This is a genomic window from Mesorhizobium sp. YM1C-6-2 (assembly GCF_003666685.1).
Lineage (GTDB): Bacteria > Pseudomonadota > Alphaproteobacteria > Rhizobiales > Rhizobiaceae > Mesorhizobium_K.
This window is the reverse complement of record NZ_RCIZ01000012.1, coordinates 1-14635: the sequence shown is the minus strand read 5'-3', so window position 1 is coordinate 14635 and position 14635 is coordinate 1. Positions and strand designations below refer to the sequence as shown.

The window sequence follows — 14635 nt, the reverse complement described above, 5'->3', positions numbered from 1 at the left end:
CATCAGGCGCGAAGCTGCCGGAACGCACCTAACGCCGGTCAATGCCGCAAGTGCGCCTCTGGACCGTCCAGTCGCCCTCGAGCCCGGTGCGCAACGTCTCCGCAGACATAGCCATCGCCGGGCGCCCGTCGAGAATGGCCTCGACAATGTCGGGCGCGAGGAACGTTAGCCGCAGAATGCGCGTCAGATAAGACGGTGCAATCTTCTCATGCTGTGCCAACTCGGCGATGGTGGTGAATTCCTCTGACTCGAGCATCCGCTTCCAGCGGAATGCCCGCGCCAGCGCCTTGACCAGCGTGTTGTCGATCTTTCGCTGTTGAGGCGTGCCGTCCGGCAGTTGCATCTCCTTGCGCCCGCCCCGCCTTACTATGCGGAACGGGACATGGAGCGTCACTGTGTCGGGTATTGGCGTGGTGCGGCTCATGCGGCTTGCTCCAGGTTACCCGCAAGCATCTCGCGCGCAAGCCCACCAAGGCCGTCGACCCGGAGCCGGACGTTGAGCCCGTCGGTGCCGACGTCGACGCGCTCGACCAGCAGCGCCACGATGCGCGCCTGCTCGGCAGGAAAGAGCTCACCCCACATTGGATCGAGGCGGTTCAGCGCGTCGCGGGCGTATTCCCCGGTGATGTCGCTATCTGCCGCGCAGACCGCCTTCCATGTCCCCGCCACGATCTCGGGCTGGCGGAACACGGCGCGAAGTTGATCGATGACGGCGGCTTCTATTTCCCCTGCCGGCACGCGGCCAACCGAGCACAACCCGGCCCCATGCTTAAGCACTGTCTGGCTTACATAGTATCGGTACAGTCGCCCGCCCTTGCGCGTATGGGTTGGAGAGAACGCTGCGCCGTCAGGACCATAGAGCAGCCCCTTCAGCAGCGCCGGCGTGTCGGCCCGTGTGTGGGCGGCGCGTTTGCGCGGGCTCTCCTGCAGGATGGCGTGAACCCGGTCCCACGTGTCCCGATCGATGATGGCCTCGTGCTCGCCCGGATAGCTGGCACCCTTATGGACCGCCTCGCCGATATAGGCGCGGTTGTTCAGCGTCCGGTAGAGATACTTCTTGTCGATCGGTTTTCCCTGCCGGGTTTGCATGCCTCTGTTGGATGCCTCGCGCGCCAGCACCGTGCCGGAACCGACCTCGAGGAAGCGGTCGAAAACCCAGCGGACATGCGCGGCGGCTTCCTCGTCGACCACCAGCTTCCGGTTTTCGACCCGGTAGCCAAGCGGCGGCACGCCGCCCATCCACATTCCCTTCATACGAGACGCGCGGAACTTGTCGCGGATGCGCTCGGCCGTCACCTCGCGCTCGAACTGGGCGAACGAGAGCAGGATGTTCAGCGTCAGCCGGCCCATCGATGTGGTGGTGTTGAAGGACTGGGTGACGGAGACGAACGTGACGCCATTGCGGTCGAAGACGTCGACCAGCCTGGCGAAGTCCATCAGCGAGCGCGACAGGCGATCGATCTTGTAGACCACCACCACATCGACCAGCCCGTCATCGATGTCGGCCAGCAGCCGTTTGAGGGCGGGTCGCTCCAGCGTGGCGCCGGAGATGCCGCCGTCGTCATATCGGTCGCGGACCAGCACCCAGCCTTCGGAGCGTTGGCTGGCAATGTAGGCCTCGCAGGCCTCGCGCTGTGCGTGGAGAGAATTGAATTCCTGCTCCAGCCCCTCCTCCGAGGATTTGCGAGTATAGACCGCACAGCGCAGCTTGCGCACGACCTTCGATTTCTCCGAGGGTATGGTCATGCCCCTCCCCTGCGATGGTTCCTGAGGCCGAAGAAGGTCCAGCCGTTCCAGCGCGTGCCGGTAATGGTGCGGGCGATGGCCGACAGCGACTTGTAGGGCCGCCCCTGCCATTCGAAGCCGTCAGCGGTGACGGTCACGACATGCTCGACGCCCAGCCATTCACGCAGGAGCCGTGTGCCGGTGATCGGTTTGTCGCGGTCCGCGCGGATGCGGCGGGTCGTTCCATTGCCGCCGTCCAGTTGCTCGCCGAGCCGCTCCAGCCGCCGGATGGTCTCGGGATGCAGCCCGCCATAGGCGAGTTCCTGGATGCGATAGGCCAGCCGGCTTTCGAGGTAGCGGCGATTGAAGGGGGGCGGCTCGCTGTCGAAAAGGTCCCGCCACTGCTGTTTGAGGTCGGTCATGGGGCCGGTCTTCAACGCAGCCAGGCGCGCGGGAATGGGGTCGGAAATGGTCATGCGCTTCTCCGCTCGATTGCGGTTGCATGACCGCTCTGGTCGGCCGCACAGTCCAGCAAACCATTCTCCGGATCTGCAGATGTTTCACTTGACTGTCGCGCCCGAAGCCGAACCAGGCCGAGCGCCAGAAGCGCGCAGAGTTCGGCACGGCGTTCCGCGGGCGACATCAGGGCTGGTCGCAGAGCGTTAGGTCCAGTCCTGGAGAAAGTTCGAGAATCATTTCCCATAAGAACCGGCGTAGACCCGGTTCCAAACGATACCTACCCGGTCAAGTAGGCGAACGCGTATGTTCGCAAACGAAAGCAACTCCACAAAAATGTCTTCATATGCGCCGGGTCCGGTCAACGATGACGTAAACTCTGCTCCGGGAAGCTCTGGCGTACCGAGGTGACATCCAGGGGGGAGCCATGGGTCACATCAGGCTGGGCAAACCACCCGCAACACGGAACTGGCGCGAGGTGGTTGAGCTCCTTGGGGCTCGCCGGCTGGTGATCGCCGACATCGCCGCCGCTGTGGAGCGAAGCGCCGATCGGTCGCTTTCGACCGCGGTGCAGGATCCTGGCTTCGTCGAGTCCTTCTGGTTGCTGCTGAAGCTTCCACAGGCCGTTGCAGCGGAAGACCGCGAAGCCGCCGTCCAGGCGCTAGGAATTCATGTACCGGCCGATGCCGGCCTCGCCGATCTCATTGCCGGTTTCGAGGCAGCCTTCGAACGTTTCCGGCAGCGCAGTGTTGTCGGCTTTTCCGACTTCGCCTTTATCGCGCGGGACGCTGCGATCTCTGCCCTTGCCGGGCTTGTGCGCGACCGGGGACCAAGCCTGTGGGTGTCAGGAGCGGAGGACGAGCGCGCGACGATCGCCAGTTTCGCGTCGACTACGCGTTTCGGCGAGCTGGCCCAGGCCTTCTTCACCAATGTCCTGCGGGGGCATATCCGATATTTTCTTGATCGCGAGGTGCCGCGCCAGCTCGGTGTTGGACATGCGCTGGCTTCGGTGGCCGACGCGGAATATTTCGATGAGGCGGTTCGGCGGCATTGCCGGGAGACGACGATCATCATGCGGGCGTTCGCCAGAGACTGGCTGGGCAAGTATCGATTTCATCTCGACAAGGAACTCACGCGGGAGGACGCAGCCGCCCTCGCCGCCTATGCCTTCACTAAGATCAGGCTTGAACTGAACCGCCGCAGCGGACGTCTCGCGGCATGAAGGAATACGCCTTCATCTGCGGAGGGGCGATTGCCCCGGACCTCGCCTCCGTCGATCAAGTTTTCCGGATGAATGTCGCGGGACCGGATCGAAACGTCAATCTGCGGCTGGCAGACGCCAACCGCGCCCTCGTCAGCGATCTGCCTGATCTCCTGATCGATTTGCTGGAACTGGCCGCCTACGTCTACTGCGCCGATCAGCGGGCAAGACGCGGAACCGAGAAGCTGTCGATGGCCGGAGAGGCATGGAGGCGCAAGCTTTACTTCGTTGTGCCGGTTCGATGTCGTGACATATGGGAGAGCGCGGCTGTTCGCGAACGGTTAGAAGCAATGCTCGGTTATCTGTCCGATGACGTCTACGTGATGGAATTCGTCGACAGCCACGCACCTGCCGAGCAGGCGCAGACCTATTTCGAATTCTCCGAGAGTGGCGACGGGTTCCAGGCGGATGACGTCGTGCTGTTCTCGGGAGGCATGGATTCGCTCACGGGCGCCGTTGAGAGCCTCGTCGGTGGCAGGCGACTTGTCCTGGTCGGCCACCATTCGGCGCCCAAGGTTGTGAATGTGCAGACCGAACTGGCCGAGGAGCTTCGGCAAAAAGGCTTTGGCAGCCAACTGTTCCACGTGACGGTCAACGTCACCAACACGGGCGTCCGACCCGTCGAGCCCACGCAACGTACCCGTTCTTTCCTATTCGCGAGCCTCGCGTTCGTGCTCGCCCGCATGTTTGGCCGCGACGGCTTCACCTTCTACGAGAACGGCGTCGTCAGCCTCAACCTGCCGATCGCTGCCGATGTGCTTGGCGCGCGCGCCACGCGGACCACTCACCCAAAGGTAATCCGCGGTTTCGAACAATTCTTCTCAGCACTCGTGGACAGAGACATCTCGATCGAGACGCCCTTCCTCTGGCTGACCCGCAAGGAGGTCGTCGAGCGGCTCGAATCGACAGGTCACGGCAGCCTGCTGGCAAAGAGCGTCAGTTGCGTTCATCCGATCGGCTGGACCGCAGAGGTCCGGCATTGTGGTGCATGCTCTCAATGCATCGATCGGCGGTTTGCGGTTCTGGCGGCGGGTGTCGAGCACCATGATGTCCGCGACGGTTACCGAGTCGATCTGCTGACGGGCGATCGACGGTACGAGGACATCGACCCGTCCGTCGCCTATGTGACGTTCGCGCGCACAATCGAAAGACTGCACCGCGACCAGTTTCAGGAAGAGTTTCCGCAGGTCTGCTCAGCGTTGCACAATGTGCCCGGTCTGTCAGCAGACGAGGTGCTGGAACGCGTCTGGGACCTGCACCGGCATCACGCGCAGGGCGTCCTCGCCGTAATTGCTGATGCTACGGAACGCCATGTCGGTGACCTGGTCCGGGGCAGGCTCGCGTCGACGTCCCTGCTCAATCTCTGCTTCACGCGAGGCAATGTGCAACTGGTGGGTCCCGATACGACATCGAAGACGGCCGCATTCTTGGATGACTTGTCCGCTGCCAGCTGCGAGTTCGCTATCGACGAAGCTGGAAGGAGGATTTGCTTCAAAGGCGGTTTTGTCATCGAAGGAGCTCTTTACAGGCTGATGCGGGAACTTCTGGGCCGGCACCGCGACGCCAAAAGCCGCGCCGAGGAGGTTCCATTCTATTGGACCGACGACCTCGCGGCGGCGCTGGGTATTGAGGAATCGACGCTTCGCCGGCAAGTGGTGCGGCTGCGCGAAGATGCAGAAGCCCGGCTAGCCGTCGACCACGGCGTGATGTTTCCGAATGGTTTTATCGAGAATCAAAAGTCCAAAGGGTACCGGCTTTCCCCCGAGCTCCGTGAGGTATCTTTGGCCGATTTACCAGCCCATGTCACAAACCAGACGGGCGATGTCACAAACGGAATGTGACGGCATTGGAATCGCTTCGTCCTGTCCGCCGATGCGTCACAAATCGGGTTACGTCTAGCCATGTCGCGGTGCGGCGAAATCTTGACAATACCTGGCATCGCTAACAGCGCACGCTCTCTGCCTGAGCAAGGGCGGCGCCTCGCCAGGAGCACCAAGACATGCAGGAAGGCAATCGCATCTTCCTAAATCAGGCCGAACTTGCGCGCCGCTGGCGCATAAGCCCCAGAACTCTCGAGCGGTGGCGGTGGTTGAAGACCGGGCCAACCTATACAAAGCTTGGCGGCAAGGTCGGCTACGCGCTAGCCGACATAGAGGCCTACGAGCGCCGACGCCGTGCGGAGACGCACTCCTCCATCCTCGGTTCGTGGAGGTGACCCATGCGAGCCGAAACAGGAAACCCGGTGGCGGGTGCAACCGCCAGCCGGGCAGATGTCTCAACGCCTGTCAGCACTGGAGACGCGGTCAGTTCTAGCGAGTGCACGCGGCAACAACAAGCCAGATATATTCTGAAGTTTTACGAGCTTTCGCTTGCCGTCGCGCTCGTCGTCGCGGAGCATGTCTATGACAGCGGGAGGCGCACATGATGGCCGCCCTCCCCGCCCCAAAGCTTCTGCTTCCCACGCAGAACGAGATCGACTGGCTGCTTTCCCGGGAAGTTTCGACATTTGCCCTGGTGCGACCGATGGCCATCATGGTTGCCGTCGGCGATTTGGGGCAGGACGGACACTTTGAAGGCGCCGATACCGGTGCGCGTTGGCTCGCCTTCGAGCAGGAACGCGATCTCGTCCTCTGGCAGCCGAGAAGGAGGCTGCTCGTCTCTGAATGCCGCCGCGCCTTTGCCCTTGGGGAGGACATCGTCGACAACCCTGGCACCTATGCCTTCGACTGCAATCTGAACATCTTTGCCGATCCGCTGGAATGGCTTCGCGCCAACCGCGACGGGATCGTGATCATCGACTGGCGAAGGGCATTCGACCGGCTCCGCGATGTCCCTCGTGTCGCCATTGCGGAGGCTCTCTTGCCGACATACCGGCAGGCTATGAGACCCGGCCGCATGCCCGAACTCCTCGTGATCCCTGAACGGCGGAGGGCTGCGGCATGAACAACCTCGCACCGATACCCGTGTCCCACTACGAAAGAGACAAAGCCGGGAGCGCCCGCTTCGTGGTTACGAACACCAACACGATCATGGCGACCCAGTTCGCCCCGATCCGCTGGGTGGTGCCTGACTATCTGCCCGAGGGACTATCCATCCTTGCCGGCCGCCAGAAGCTGGGCAAAACCTGGCTGGCGCTGGATTGGGCCATCGCCGTCGCCACAGGAGGCGCGGCCATGGGCTCGGTCTTCTGCGAGGTCGGCGATGTGCTGTACATCGATCTGGAGAATGGCCACCGCCGGATACAGGGCCGCATCAACATGCTGTTCCCGGGCGAACGCAACCGACCGGATCTCGGACGGCTGGGCTGGGTCAACGACGCCCCTGATCTCAACAAAGGATTTCTACCCGCTCTAGATGACTGGCGGTCATCCGTCATCGAACCCAGGCTGGTCGTCATCGACGTGCTGCAGCGGATCAAGCCTGCCGGCAAGGCTGGCCAGAATTCGTATGAGAGCGACTATGACGCGATGTCTGCCTTGCAGCGCTGGGCGACAGAGCGCCGCGTTGCAGTGCTCTGTCTCCATCATACCCGAAAGGGTGGCGCCGACGATCCCCTGGAGGCGCTCAGCGGCTCCAACGGCCTGTCCGCCTGCGCCGACACGACGCTCCTGCTCGATCGCGACGGTAACGGCACCACGCTCTACGTTCGCGGCCGGGATGTGGAGGAGAAGGAAAGCGCGATGAGTTTCTTATCCGGTATGTGGAATCTTATCGGTGAAGCCGCCGAAATAAGAAGGACGGATGAACGCTCCCGAATCTTATCGGCACTTCTTGCTGCCGATGCTCCGATAAGCCCACGCGAGATCGCGATAGCAACCGCCATGCCACGGAACAACGTCGATCAGCTGCTGTTCAAGATGGGAAAGGCCGGAGAGGTTCGGAAAGCCGGCCGCGGCGGCTACGTCCACCCGGATCGCACCGACCTGATCAAGGCTGACGATAAGATCGATAAGAAGATAAGGACGAGCACTGCAGAGGCGACCGGCTGAGGCGCTTTCTTACTTTCTTATCGTTCTTATCATGGACTGCCCAAGGCTTCCTGCCCCGCCATCACGCCCAACTGAAAGGCCCTGCTGAAAACGACATAGGCAAAGTGCGGTTCGATGCCGTAGACCTTGAAGTACAGGCGACTTGAAGTACAGGAGAACCGTCCCATCCCCCTGCGATCTTAAGATGGGTCTCACCCTGAACCGTGTTCGTTCCGCCTGGCTTTTTCGACACTGTTCTGTTCTTCACCACCGTCGGGCCGGCTTAGCGTGACCGTGCAACGGATTAGCGTGTTCCAGTCGGGTCCATGCTCGATGATCAGGTGCAACTCGGAAATCTCTTCCAAGAAGTATTCGATGCTGATCGGGCCATTCTCGTGCTGATATTCAAGCACAGCTTTCCACCGCTTGTCGCCGTGCAGTGTTACCACGTTGGTCATCGGCCACCCCCCGATCAGCGATCAACCGAATCTGTTCGGTCTCAACCACGTTACCATCCTACAGGATTTACGCCGTCGAAGTCGTCTGGCGGGAAAACGCAGCATCCGGAATTCCAGTGTTCGCGCAGTTAGCGAAGTCGTATTGTTCGCGCCTCGAGCCCTTTGTGGCTCCTGCTGTACGTGATGATCACGTTCTGTCCGACTTCGAGGTTGGAAACGCCGCTGCGGGCCAGAGTGGTCGCATGAACAAACACGTCCTTCCCGCCGCCATCCAACGCTATAAAGCCGAACCCCTTGGTAAGGTCGTATCGCTTTACGACGCCGGTGGTTTCCTGCTCATCAAGATCGGGCGCAGGGTCTGGTGCTTCGGCGGATTGCTTGGCAACCGACGGGGAGAACGCACCGTCTCCGAGTACAGAGACAACCTCGACAACCTGAGGCCCTTTCTGGCCCGGTTCAGTTAGTACCTGGAGGCGTGCACCCTCGGGAAGGCTGTCATGTCCCGCAGCTTGCAACTTCGACAGGTGAATGAAGGCATCAGAGCCATCGCTCAGCTTCAAGAAGCCGAAACCCTTCTCCGCGTTGAACCAGAGTACCTCTGCATCACATGCGGGAGACTTGCTGGCTGACGAAGCCGCCTGGCGTGCTGGCCTGCGGTCAAAGTAGCTTGGTTCCGAGGTCTCAATGTGGTTGTCGCTCTCGAAGCCTTGGCTCCTCGGCTGACGGTGATCTCGATACCTGCCCATTCCAAAGTTGTCCGTAGAGGGAGAGACGCCATTATCACCGGGAATGAGCCGCGATCAACATGGTTCCAGGTTATCCCTGAAAGTTTGAAAGACCAGCCTCTCGGATGCATTCGCAATAGCCGCAATGGCAAAAACTGCAGCTGGTACGATCCGCGGCCATTCTGATCCCAGAAGCCTGCACTCCCTTGCGTGTAGTCTACAACACCTCACAAGTGGCACAACGAACGACAATCTGTTCCTGCTGCAAATCTCGCTCAAGCTCTTCCTTGAACGCCGTCCACCAGCTTCGATCGAGTGTATCCACCATCACTTCGGCGATGACTATTCGGTCCTGCGAAATGCCGTCGCTCTCTTTCCAAAGGCCCTGCGCAGGCGCGCGCGAGAACGCGGTGGCACCGCCGAAACGATCCGCAAGTCGCCGCACCAGCGCTCGTATTTCGTGGTGGTGTACGGGGCTTCCATCTCCCCGATCCAGCGGGACAAATACTTCGACCAGATACATGTCGCTATTGTCCGCGGGGATGCTGTCCCACTTCCCACATCTAAGTGGGAAGTGGGATAGCGGTCGACTTAGTTGGCGTCGTCGTCATCCGGTTGCACCGGAACGCCATGGAAAAACGTCTCGATTTCGGTCATTTCCACCTTGCCGTCGCCATTCTCGTCCACAGCCTTGAAGATGCGGCCATGGAAGTCCTGGATCTCTGCTAGCGACAAGGCACCGTCGCCGTCAGCATCGACGATCGCGAACATCAAGCGCATGCCCGCGCCATGCATCATCGCCGAGCGCATTCCGTCGCCGTCTCTATCGCTGCTGGCATGATGGTGGTGCCATTCCTTCTTCCAGTTCCGGCTGCCATCACGGCGCGCCTCGCGCATGGATCCGTCGCTCATCATCTCGAGCATCATGTCGCGGACGGTCTGCCGCATGGCGTCCGATTCCATTCCGCCCGGCTGCGAGCGTGTCGTGGTGCTTTCCGTGGGCGAAGCTGGCGCGGGCGAGGTGGTTTCTGTCTGGGCCAAAGCTGGTGCGGCCGCCAGCATCAATGCCATCGTGGTGATTGAAGCGGTCTTGAACATGGTCATCTCGTTCTCCTCTGCCGATGACGTGCCTGAACAACTGTCCGGCCGATCAAACGTTCCTGTGCTCACCCAGACTTGAGGACAAGCCGAAACGGGGTGTCACTGTTGGGCGCTGCTGCGATGATCGCGCTGCTGGCAGCCTAACAGCAGGTGCCGAGCTCTTGTGGGCCGCACAGCACGTCAGAGTGCCCACGGGGGAATGTCCCGTCTAAAAAAGGGCGGCTATCGCTACACGGTGCACGCAATTCCGAACTGCCGGCCAGGCTGCCTTCGCCACCGATCGCGGCGCCACGGGGAAGGCGATGCGCAGTGCACGAAGTCCTCGTGGGCCGATAGCAATCGAAATCAATAGCTTACTTGCGTTTCAGCGCCTTGTGAGCAGACTGCAAACGCTGGTTTGCAGTCTGAACACCCGAGGCTCATTCATGTTGCAGCGCGCAATCGCCTACTACCGTGTGTCGACCCAGCGGCAGGGCCGGTCCCGCCTCGGCCTCGACGCCCAGCGTGCCGCTGTCGAGGACTTTGCCAGAGCGCAAGGGTACGACATCCTGGAGGCGTTCACCGAGGTGGAAACCGGCAAGGGCTCCGACGCTCTGGATCGGCGACCCGTATTGGCTGCGGCACTCGCCACCGCTCATCGAGCCCACTGTCCGGTGATCGTCGCAAAGCTAGACCGGCTCTCGCGAGACGTGGCCTTCATTGCCGGGCTGATGACGCGGCGCGTGCCGTTCATCGTCACCGAGCTTGGCGCGGATGCCGACCCGTTCATGCTGCACCTCTATGCGGCGCTGGCAGAGAAGGAACGCCGGCTGATATCGGAGCGAACCCGGGCAGCCTTGGCGGCCCGCAAGGCCTTGGGCGCCACGCTCGGCAACAGGACGAACGCGGCGCAGGCTGCAGCCCGGGGTCGAGGCGCAGCCATACAGGCGGCCGAGGAGTTCGCCCGGTCGACCCTTCCGTTCGTTCGTGCCCTGCAGCAGGCGGGGATCACAAGCCTGCGCGGGCTTGCGGCGGAGCTGAATGCCCGCGGCGTGCGTACGGCGCGCGGCGGCACATGGCAGGTCTCGAACGTCCGCAACATGCTGGCGCGCCTTGATGTGCAGGCACAGGGACAAGAGAGCGTGCCAGCCGTTTCCTGCTGACGCAGCAGCCTGGTGAGCTGAAGGAACTGCTTTCCCTCCGCTACTCTACGAAGGCCTGCGCTACCGCACGCAGCCTGTTTGCGTTTCCTGCCGATCATCGTTCTCATCGTTCATGACATTCCAGGGACCGTGATTGCATGGACACCGAGGCTGCTTCCGATGAGATCATCTCTATTCCCACAGCGGGTCAACTGCGAACGCGCCGGTCGGCTAGTAACGTGGCTGACAGCTTGGGCAGCCGCCGCCTCGCAGTGGAGTATCGTCCTGCCGCGGCTCTGATCCCCTTCGCCAAGAACGCCAGGACACACAGCGAAGCGCAGGTGGCGCAGATCGCTGCCTCGATCCGCGAATTCGGCTGGACGAACCCGGTCCTGGTCGACGGCGACAATGGCGTCATTGCCGGTCACGGGCGGCTGCAGGCGGCAAGAAAGCTCGGAATGAGCGAAGTGCCGGTGATTGAGCTGGCGGGTTTGAGCGAGGCACAGAAGCGGGCCTACATCATCGCGGACAACAGGTTGGCGCTCAACGCCGGCTGGGACAACGAACTGCTCGGGCTCGAACTGGCCGATCTGGGCAAGCTCGGCTTCGACCTGTCGCTCACCGGCTTCGATGATCTGGAGATCGCGGCCCTGACCGGGGCCGGCAATCCCGGCCTGACCGATCCCGACGACATTCCCGAAGCGCCGGCGCGGGCGATCACCCTCCCCGGCGACCTCTGGATCATGGGCAAGCACCGGCTGATCTGCGGCGACAGCACCGACGCCGGTGATGTCGAGCGGGTGCTCGCCGGCGTCAAGCCACACCTGCTTGTGTCGGATCCTCCCTATGGCGTCAGCTATGACCCGGCATGGCGTGAGCGGTTCGGCGATGGTCATGGCCTCGCCAAAGGTAAGGTGCTGAATGACGACCGTGCCGACTGGCGGGACGCATGGGCGTTGTTTCCCGGCGATGTCGCCTATGTCTGGCATGGCGCGCTTCACGCCGCCACAGTTGCCGCCAGTCTCGAAGCCAGCGGCTTTGCCGTACGGTCGCAGATTATCTGGGACAAGACGCGGCTGGTGATCGGCCGCGGCGACTACCACTGGCAGCACGAGCCGGCCTGGTATTGTGTCCGCAAAGGCAAGAAGGGCCACTGGGCGGGAGATCGCAAGCAGACCACCGTGTGGGCCATCCCGCACAGGAAGTCGCCCACCGGGCACGGCACCGAAAAGCCGGTCGAATGCATGCGCCGGCCGATCGAGAACAATTCCTCGCCCGGCCAGGCCGTCTACGAGCCGTTCTGCGGCTCCGGCACCACCATCATCGCCGCCGAGATGACCGGCCGCTCCTGCCATGCCGTGGAACTCAACCCGGCCTATGTCGATGTGGCCGTGAAGCGTTGGCAGGACTTCACCGGACAGGCGGCAGTGCTGGAGGGCGACGGATGCACCTTTGCGGATGTAGCTGTGGCAAGAGGCGGGGCGGCCCCATGAACCGCATCGAGCTAGCAGGGGTGTGGTTGCCAAATGGCGCCACGGCCAACGTCCTCATTGCGGCCTCCTCTGGCGAAGCGGTCTGATGGCCCGGCCTCGTCACCAGCCCGACGCCTTCCATCGCCGTCAGGTCGAGGCACTGGCCGGCTATGGCGTTCCCGAAGCCGAGATCGCCGGCATGGTCGGGATAGATCCGAAGACGCTCAGGAAGCACTATCGCCACGAACTCGACTTTGGCCACGTCAAGGCCAACGCCAAGGTCGCCGAGAACCTGTTCCGCAAGGCGACGGGCGAAGGCCGCGAGGCTGTCACCGCAGCCATCTTCTGGCTGAAGGCCAGAGCCCGGTGGAAGGAGGTTTCGGTCAACGAGCATTCCGGTCTCGACGGCGGTCCGATCGAGCAGGTGACGAAGATCGAGCGGATCATCTTGGCCCCAGCTGACCGGGCGAGCACTACGTTGCCATCGGACCACGTTACCACGGACGTGGCGCCGATCACCCTTTGGGAGGCAAACCCAAGCCGATGAGCGACACCGCCGATGCCGTCGGATATGAGAAGCCGCTGGCTTCCAGGGTCGAGGCTCTTGCGGGCTACGGTCTGCCTGCCGCCGACATCGCCTGCGTGCTTGCGGTCGGCGAGGATGAACTCATTGCCGTCTATGCCGACGAACTGGACAGCGGCGGCATCAAGGCGAGCGCTCGTGTGGCGGAGAGTCTCTACCGCAAGGCGCTCGGCGATGGCCGCGAGGGTGTAACGGCGGCGATCTTCTGGCTGAAAACGCGCGCCCGCTGGAAGGAAACCACGATCCATGAGGTGGACGGAAAGGTCGACCCCTTTGTACCTTCATCACACCTATGAGCACAGGAAGCTTGCCTAGCCGACGGCCCGGGGGGGGGGGGGGACGGTCACATCTCTGCAGCGTTTCGGACACGGACCGGTGGCATCGGTTTCTTTACACAACCGCGAAATTGGCAGGGGGGTCTCAGCGGATATGAGAATGGCACAAATGGCTGAACAGCGGGGTTCCTGCCCCGCTTCGCATCTGCAGATCGCCCCAGAACGGTCGACCAAGTCCGGAGTCGGATCGGCTTCGGCGGCTGACGTCTCCCATCTTCCACATGCAGGACGCTCCTGATGCGCGGCAGAAAGCCCCTGCCCTCCGCGATCAGGCTCGCCACCGGCAATCCGGGCAAGCGGCCCATCAATGCTCGTGAGCCGAAGCCGGTCACCTCAATCCCCACCTGCCCCGCGCACCTGATGCCGACCGCCAAGGCGGAGTGGAAGCGAGTTGCCCGCTACCTTCATGACCTCGGCGTTATCAGTGAACTCGATCGCGCGGCGCTCGCCGCCTATTGCCAGGCCTACAAGGACAGACTCAACACCGCCACTTCGATCGTGCCTGTCTCAGCTTCTTTGTCAGGCAGACGTAGGAGCGGCAGTTGCGGCGATTTCCATTTGCGCCCTGAACCATCGCAGCGTCTCGAGCGTCGAGGGTAGCGCATTCTGCTTTCGTGCCAAGACCTCCAGCTCCATGAACCGCAATGCAAACGGCCTCTGATCGGGCAGCGCATGCAAGAGCGAGCTCACGATGATCTTGAGGCCATCGATCTGGCCCTGCATTTCAAGGCTCTCTTCAACTTCGTTCATGAACTTCTCCTAATCGCCGATCCTCTGGGCAGGCCAGTTGACGGCCTTTCCGCGAATGCAGCCGCGCGGTCACGGGGGACGCGCCAGACAAGCCGAACGCTGCAGTTGCCAGGGCAGCGTGAGATAGGTCAGACCAGATTCTCGTCCTTCCTGAACTTGGTCAGGAAGGAGCGCCACTTCCGCTTGGCGGCACCGTCTCGCATTTTGAGGATGCGGGGCGCCATGAAGTGAACGACGGCCATTCCGCTACTACGCACGTCAGCTTCAGCAGCCGAGCGCTGTTCATAGCGAGCGTCGTCCATCGACGCGACATCATCGCCTTCGAAGGCCTTGAATTCTGCTGCGCTGCGATTGAACCGCTGCACGCAAGAATCGAACTCCGCGCGAGCGCCCTCATCAAGCCGAAGCGTCTGCAACTCATCGGAGGTAAGTTTCTCCAAGGCCGAAGCGCGCTGCTTTGACGCGCGACGCAGTGGCCTCTTCCCTACTTGGACGGCGGACGCTGTTTGGTCGATGGTATCAGTCACTTCGCTTCCCTTTCCGTTTGCTGGACCTGTGAGTCGCGTCACCGTGGTACGCGGCGGTTCGAGAGTCACACTGAGATGGGCCAGGCACGGCGCGCACGCGAGCATCGAAAATGAAAAGGCCGAGCAATTGCCCGGCCTCTGATCAGGAACTTA

The 14635-nt window shown here is 62.1% G+C and carries 18 protein-coding genes; 9 read left to right on the top strand and 9 right to left on the bottom strand.

All coding sequences use genetic code 11. From position 1 onward, the window contains the following. Positions 1-28 precede the first annotated feature (28 nt). From D8676_RS22785 to D8676_RS22775, 3 genes are read right to left on the bottom strand one after another with little or no spacing between them, the layout of a single operon-like run. Positions 29-424 (bottom strand): hypothetical protein, encoded by a 396-nt coding sequence (locus D8676_RS22785; protein ID WP_245427077.1) that lies wholly within the window; start codon positions 422-424, stop codon positions 29-31. Continuing rightward, positions 421-1746: a recombinase family protein gene (locus D8676_RS22780; protein ID WP_121583394.1), complete on the bottom strand. Its 1326-nt coding sequence runs from the start codon at positions 1744-1746 to the stop codon at positions 421-423. Before D8676_RS22780 ends, D8676_RS22785 begins: the two co-directional genes overlap by 4 nt. Then, positions 1743-2195: a DUF2924 domain-containing protein gene (locus D8676_RS22775; RefSeq protein ID WP_210210752.1), complete on the bottom strand. Its 453-nt coding sequence runs from the start codon at positions 2193-2195 to the stop codon at positions 1743-1745. Before D8676_RS22775 ends, D8676_RS22780 begins: the two co-directional genes overlap by 4 nt. Before the next feature lie 494 nt (positions 2196-2689). On the opposite strand from D8676_RS22775, the gene D8676_RS22765 reads away from it, so the two are divergent. From D8676_RS22765 to D8676_RS22745, 5 genes are all read left to right on the top strand, one after another. Next, the gene (locus D8676_RS22765; RefSeq protein ID WP_121583391.1) at positions 2690-3403 is read left to right on the top strand and encodes a hypothetical protein; all 714 of its coding nucleotides are present in this window, start codon (positions 2690-2692) and stop codon (positions 3401-3403) included. After that, positions 3400-5283, top strand: coding sequence for a 7-cyano-7-deazaguanine synthase (locus D8676_RS22760; protein ID WP_121583390.1), 1884 nt, complete (start codon positions 3400-3402; stop codon positions 5281-5283). Before D8676_RS22765 ends, D8676_RS22760 begins: the two co-directional genes overlap by 4 nt. A gap of 158 nt (positions 5284-5441) precedes the next feature. After that, complete coding sequence (locus D8676_RS27975; protein ID WP_121583389.1) at positions 5442-5657, top strand: helix-turn-helix domain-containing protein; 216 nt, start codon at positions 5442-5444, stop codon at positions 5655-5657. Between the two features lie 206 nt (positions 5658-5863). Continuing rightward, on the top strand, positions 5864-6385 hold the full coding sequence (locus tag D8676_RS22750) for a hypothetical protein (RefSeq protein ID WP_121583388.1): 522 nt from the start codon (positions 5864-5866) through the stop codon (positions 6383-6385). After that, positions 6382-7431: an AAA family ATPase gene (locus D8676_RS22745; protein ID WP_121583387.1), complete on the top strand. Its 1050-nt coding sequence runs from the start codon at positions 6382-6384 to the stop codon at positions 7429-7431. The genes D8676_RS22750 and D8676_RS22745 overlap by 4 nt, the downstream gene beginning before the upstream one ends. A gap of 191 nt (positions 7432-7622) precedes the next feature. On the opposite strand, the gene D8676_RS22740 is transcribed toward D8676_RS22745, so the two are convergent. The 4 genes from D8676_RS22740 to D8676_RS22725 form a co-directional block, all read right to left on the bottom strand. Then, the gene (locus D8676_RS22740) at positions 7623-7868 is read right to left on the bottom strand and encodes a hypothetical protein (RefSeq protein ID WP_121583386.1); all 246 of its coding nucleotides are present in this window, start codon (positions 7866-7868) and stop codon (positions 7623-7625) included. 128 nt (positions 7869-7996) lie between these two features. Continuing rightward, positions 7997-8614: a cold-shock protein gene (locus D8676_RS27870; RefSeq protein ID WP_121583385.1), complete on the bottom strand. Its 618-nt coding sequence runs from the start codon at positions 8612-8614 to the stop codon at positions 7997-7999. A gap of 196 nt (positions 8615-8810) precedes the next feature. After that, positions 8811-9116, bottom strand: coding sequence for a hypothetical protein (locus D8676_RS22730; protein WP_121583384.1), 306 nt, complete (start codon positions 9114-9116; stop codon positions 8811-8813). Positions 9117-9184: 68 nt separating this feature from the next. Then, on the bottom strand, positions 9185-9697 hold the full coding sequence (locus D8676_RS22725) for an EF-hand domain-containing protein (protein ID WP_245427076.1): 513 nt from the start codon (positions 9695-9697) through the stop codon (positions 9185-9187). 422 nt (positions 9698-10119) lie between these two features. Between D8676_RS22725 and D8676_RS22720 the strand changes: the two genes are divergently transcribed. The 4 genes from D8676_RS22720 (at position 10120) to D8676_RS22705 (ending at position 13166) form a co-directional block, all read left to right on the top strand. Then, complete coding sequence (locus D8676_RS22720; protein ID WP_121583383.1) at positions 10120-10836, top strand: recombinase family protein; 717 nt, start codon at positions 10120-10122, stop codon at positions 10834-10836. Positions 10837-11054: 218 nt separating this feature from the next. Continuing rightward, positions 11055-12308 carry a site-specific DNA-methyltransferase gene (locus tag D8676_RS22715; protein ID WP_245427075.1) on the top strand — a complete coding sequence of 418 codons (1254 nt, stop codon included), beginning with the start codon at positions 11055-11057 and terminating at the stop codon, positions 12306-12308. Positions 12309-12393: 85 nt separating this feature from the next. After that, the gene (locus tag D8676_RS22710) at positions 12394-12834 is read left to right on the top strand and encodes a hypothetical protein (protein ID WP_245427074.1); all 441 of its coding nucleotides are present in this window, start codon (positions 12394-12396) and stop codon (positions 12832-12834) included. Beyond that, the gene (locus tag D8676_RS22705) at positions 12831-13166 is read left to right on the top strand and encodes a hypothetical protein (RefSeq protein ID WP_121583381.1); all 336 of its coding nucleotides are present in this window, start codon (positions 12831-12833) and stop codon (positions 13164-13166) included. Before D8676_RS22710 ends, D8676_RS22705 begins: the two co-directional genes overlap by 4 nt. 558 nt (positions 13167-13724) lie before the next feature. On the opposite strand, the gene D8676_RS27460 is transcribed toward D8676_RS22705, so the two are convergent. Both D8676_RS27460 and D8676_RS22695 read right to left on the bottom strand, forming a co-directional pair. Next, complete coding sequence (locus D8676_RS27460) at positions 13725-13955, bottom strand: hypothetical protein (RefSeq protein ID WP_121583979.1); 231 nt, start codon at positions 13953-13955, stop codon at positions 13725-13727. A 128-nt stretch (positions 13956-14083) separates the two neighbouring features. Further along, positions 14084-14482 carry a hypothetical protein gene (locus D8676_RS22695; protein ID WP_121583379.1) on the bottom strand — a complete coding sequence of 133 codons (399 nt, stop codon included), beginning with the start codon at positions 14480-14482 and terminating at the stop codon, positions 14084-14086. Positions 14483-14635 lie beyond the last annotated feature (153 nt).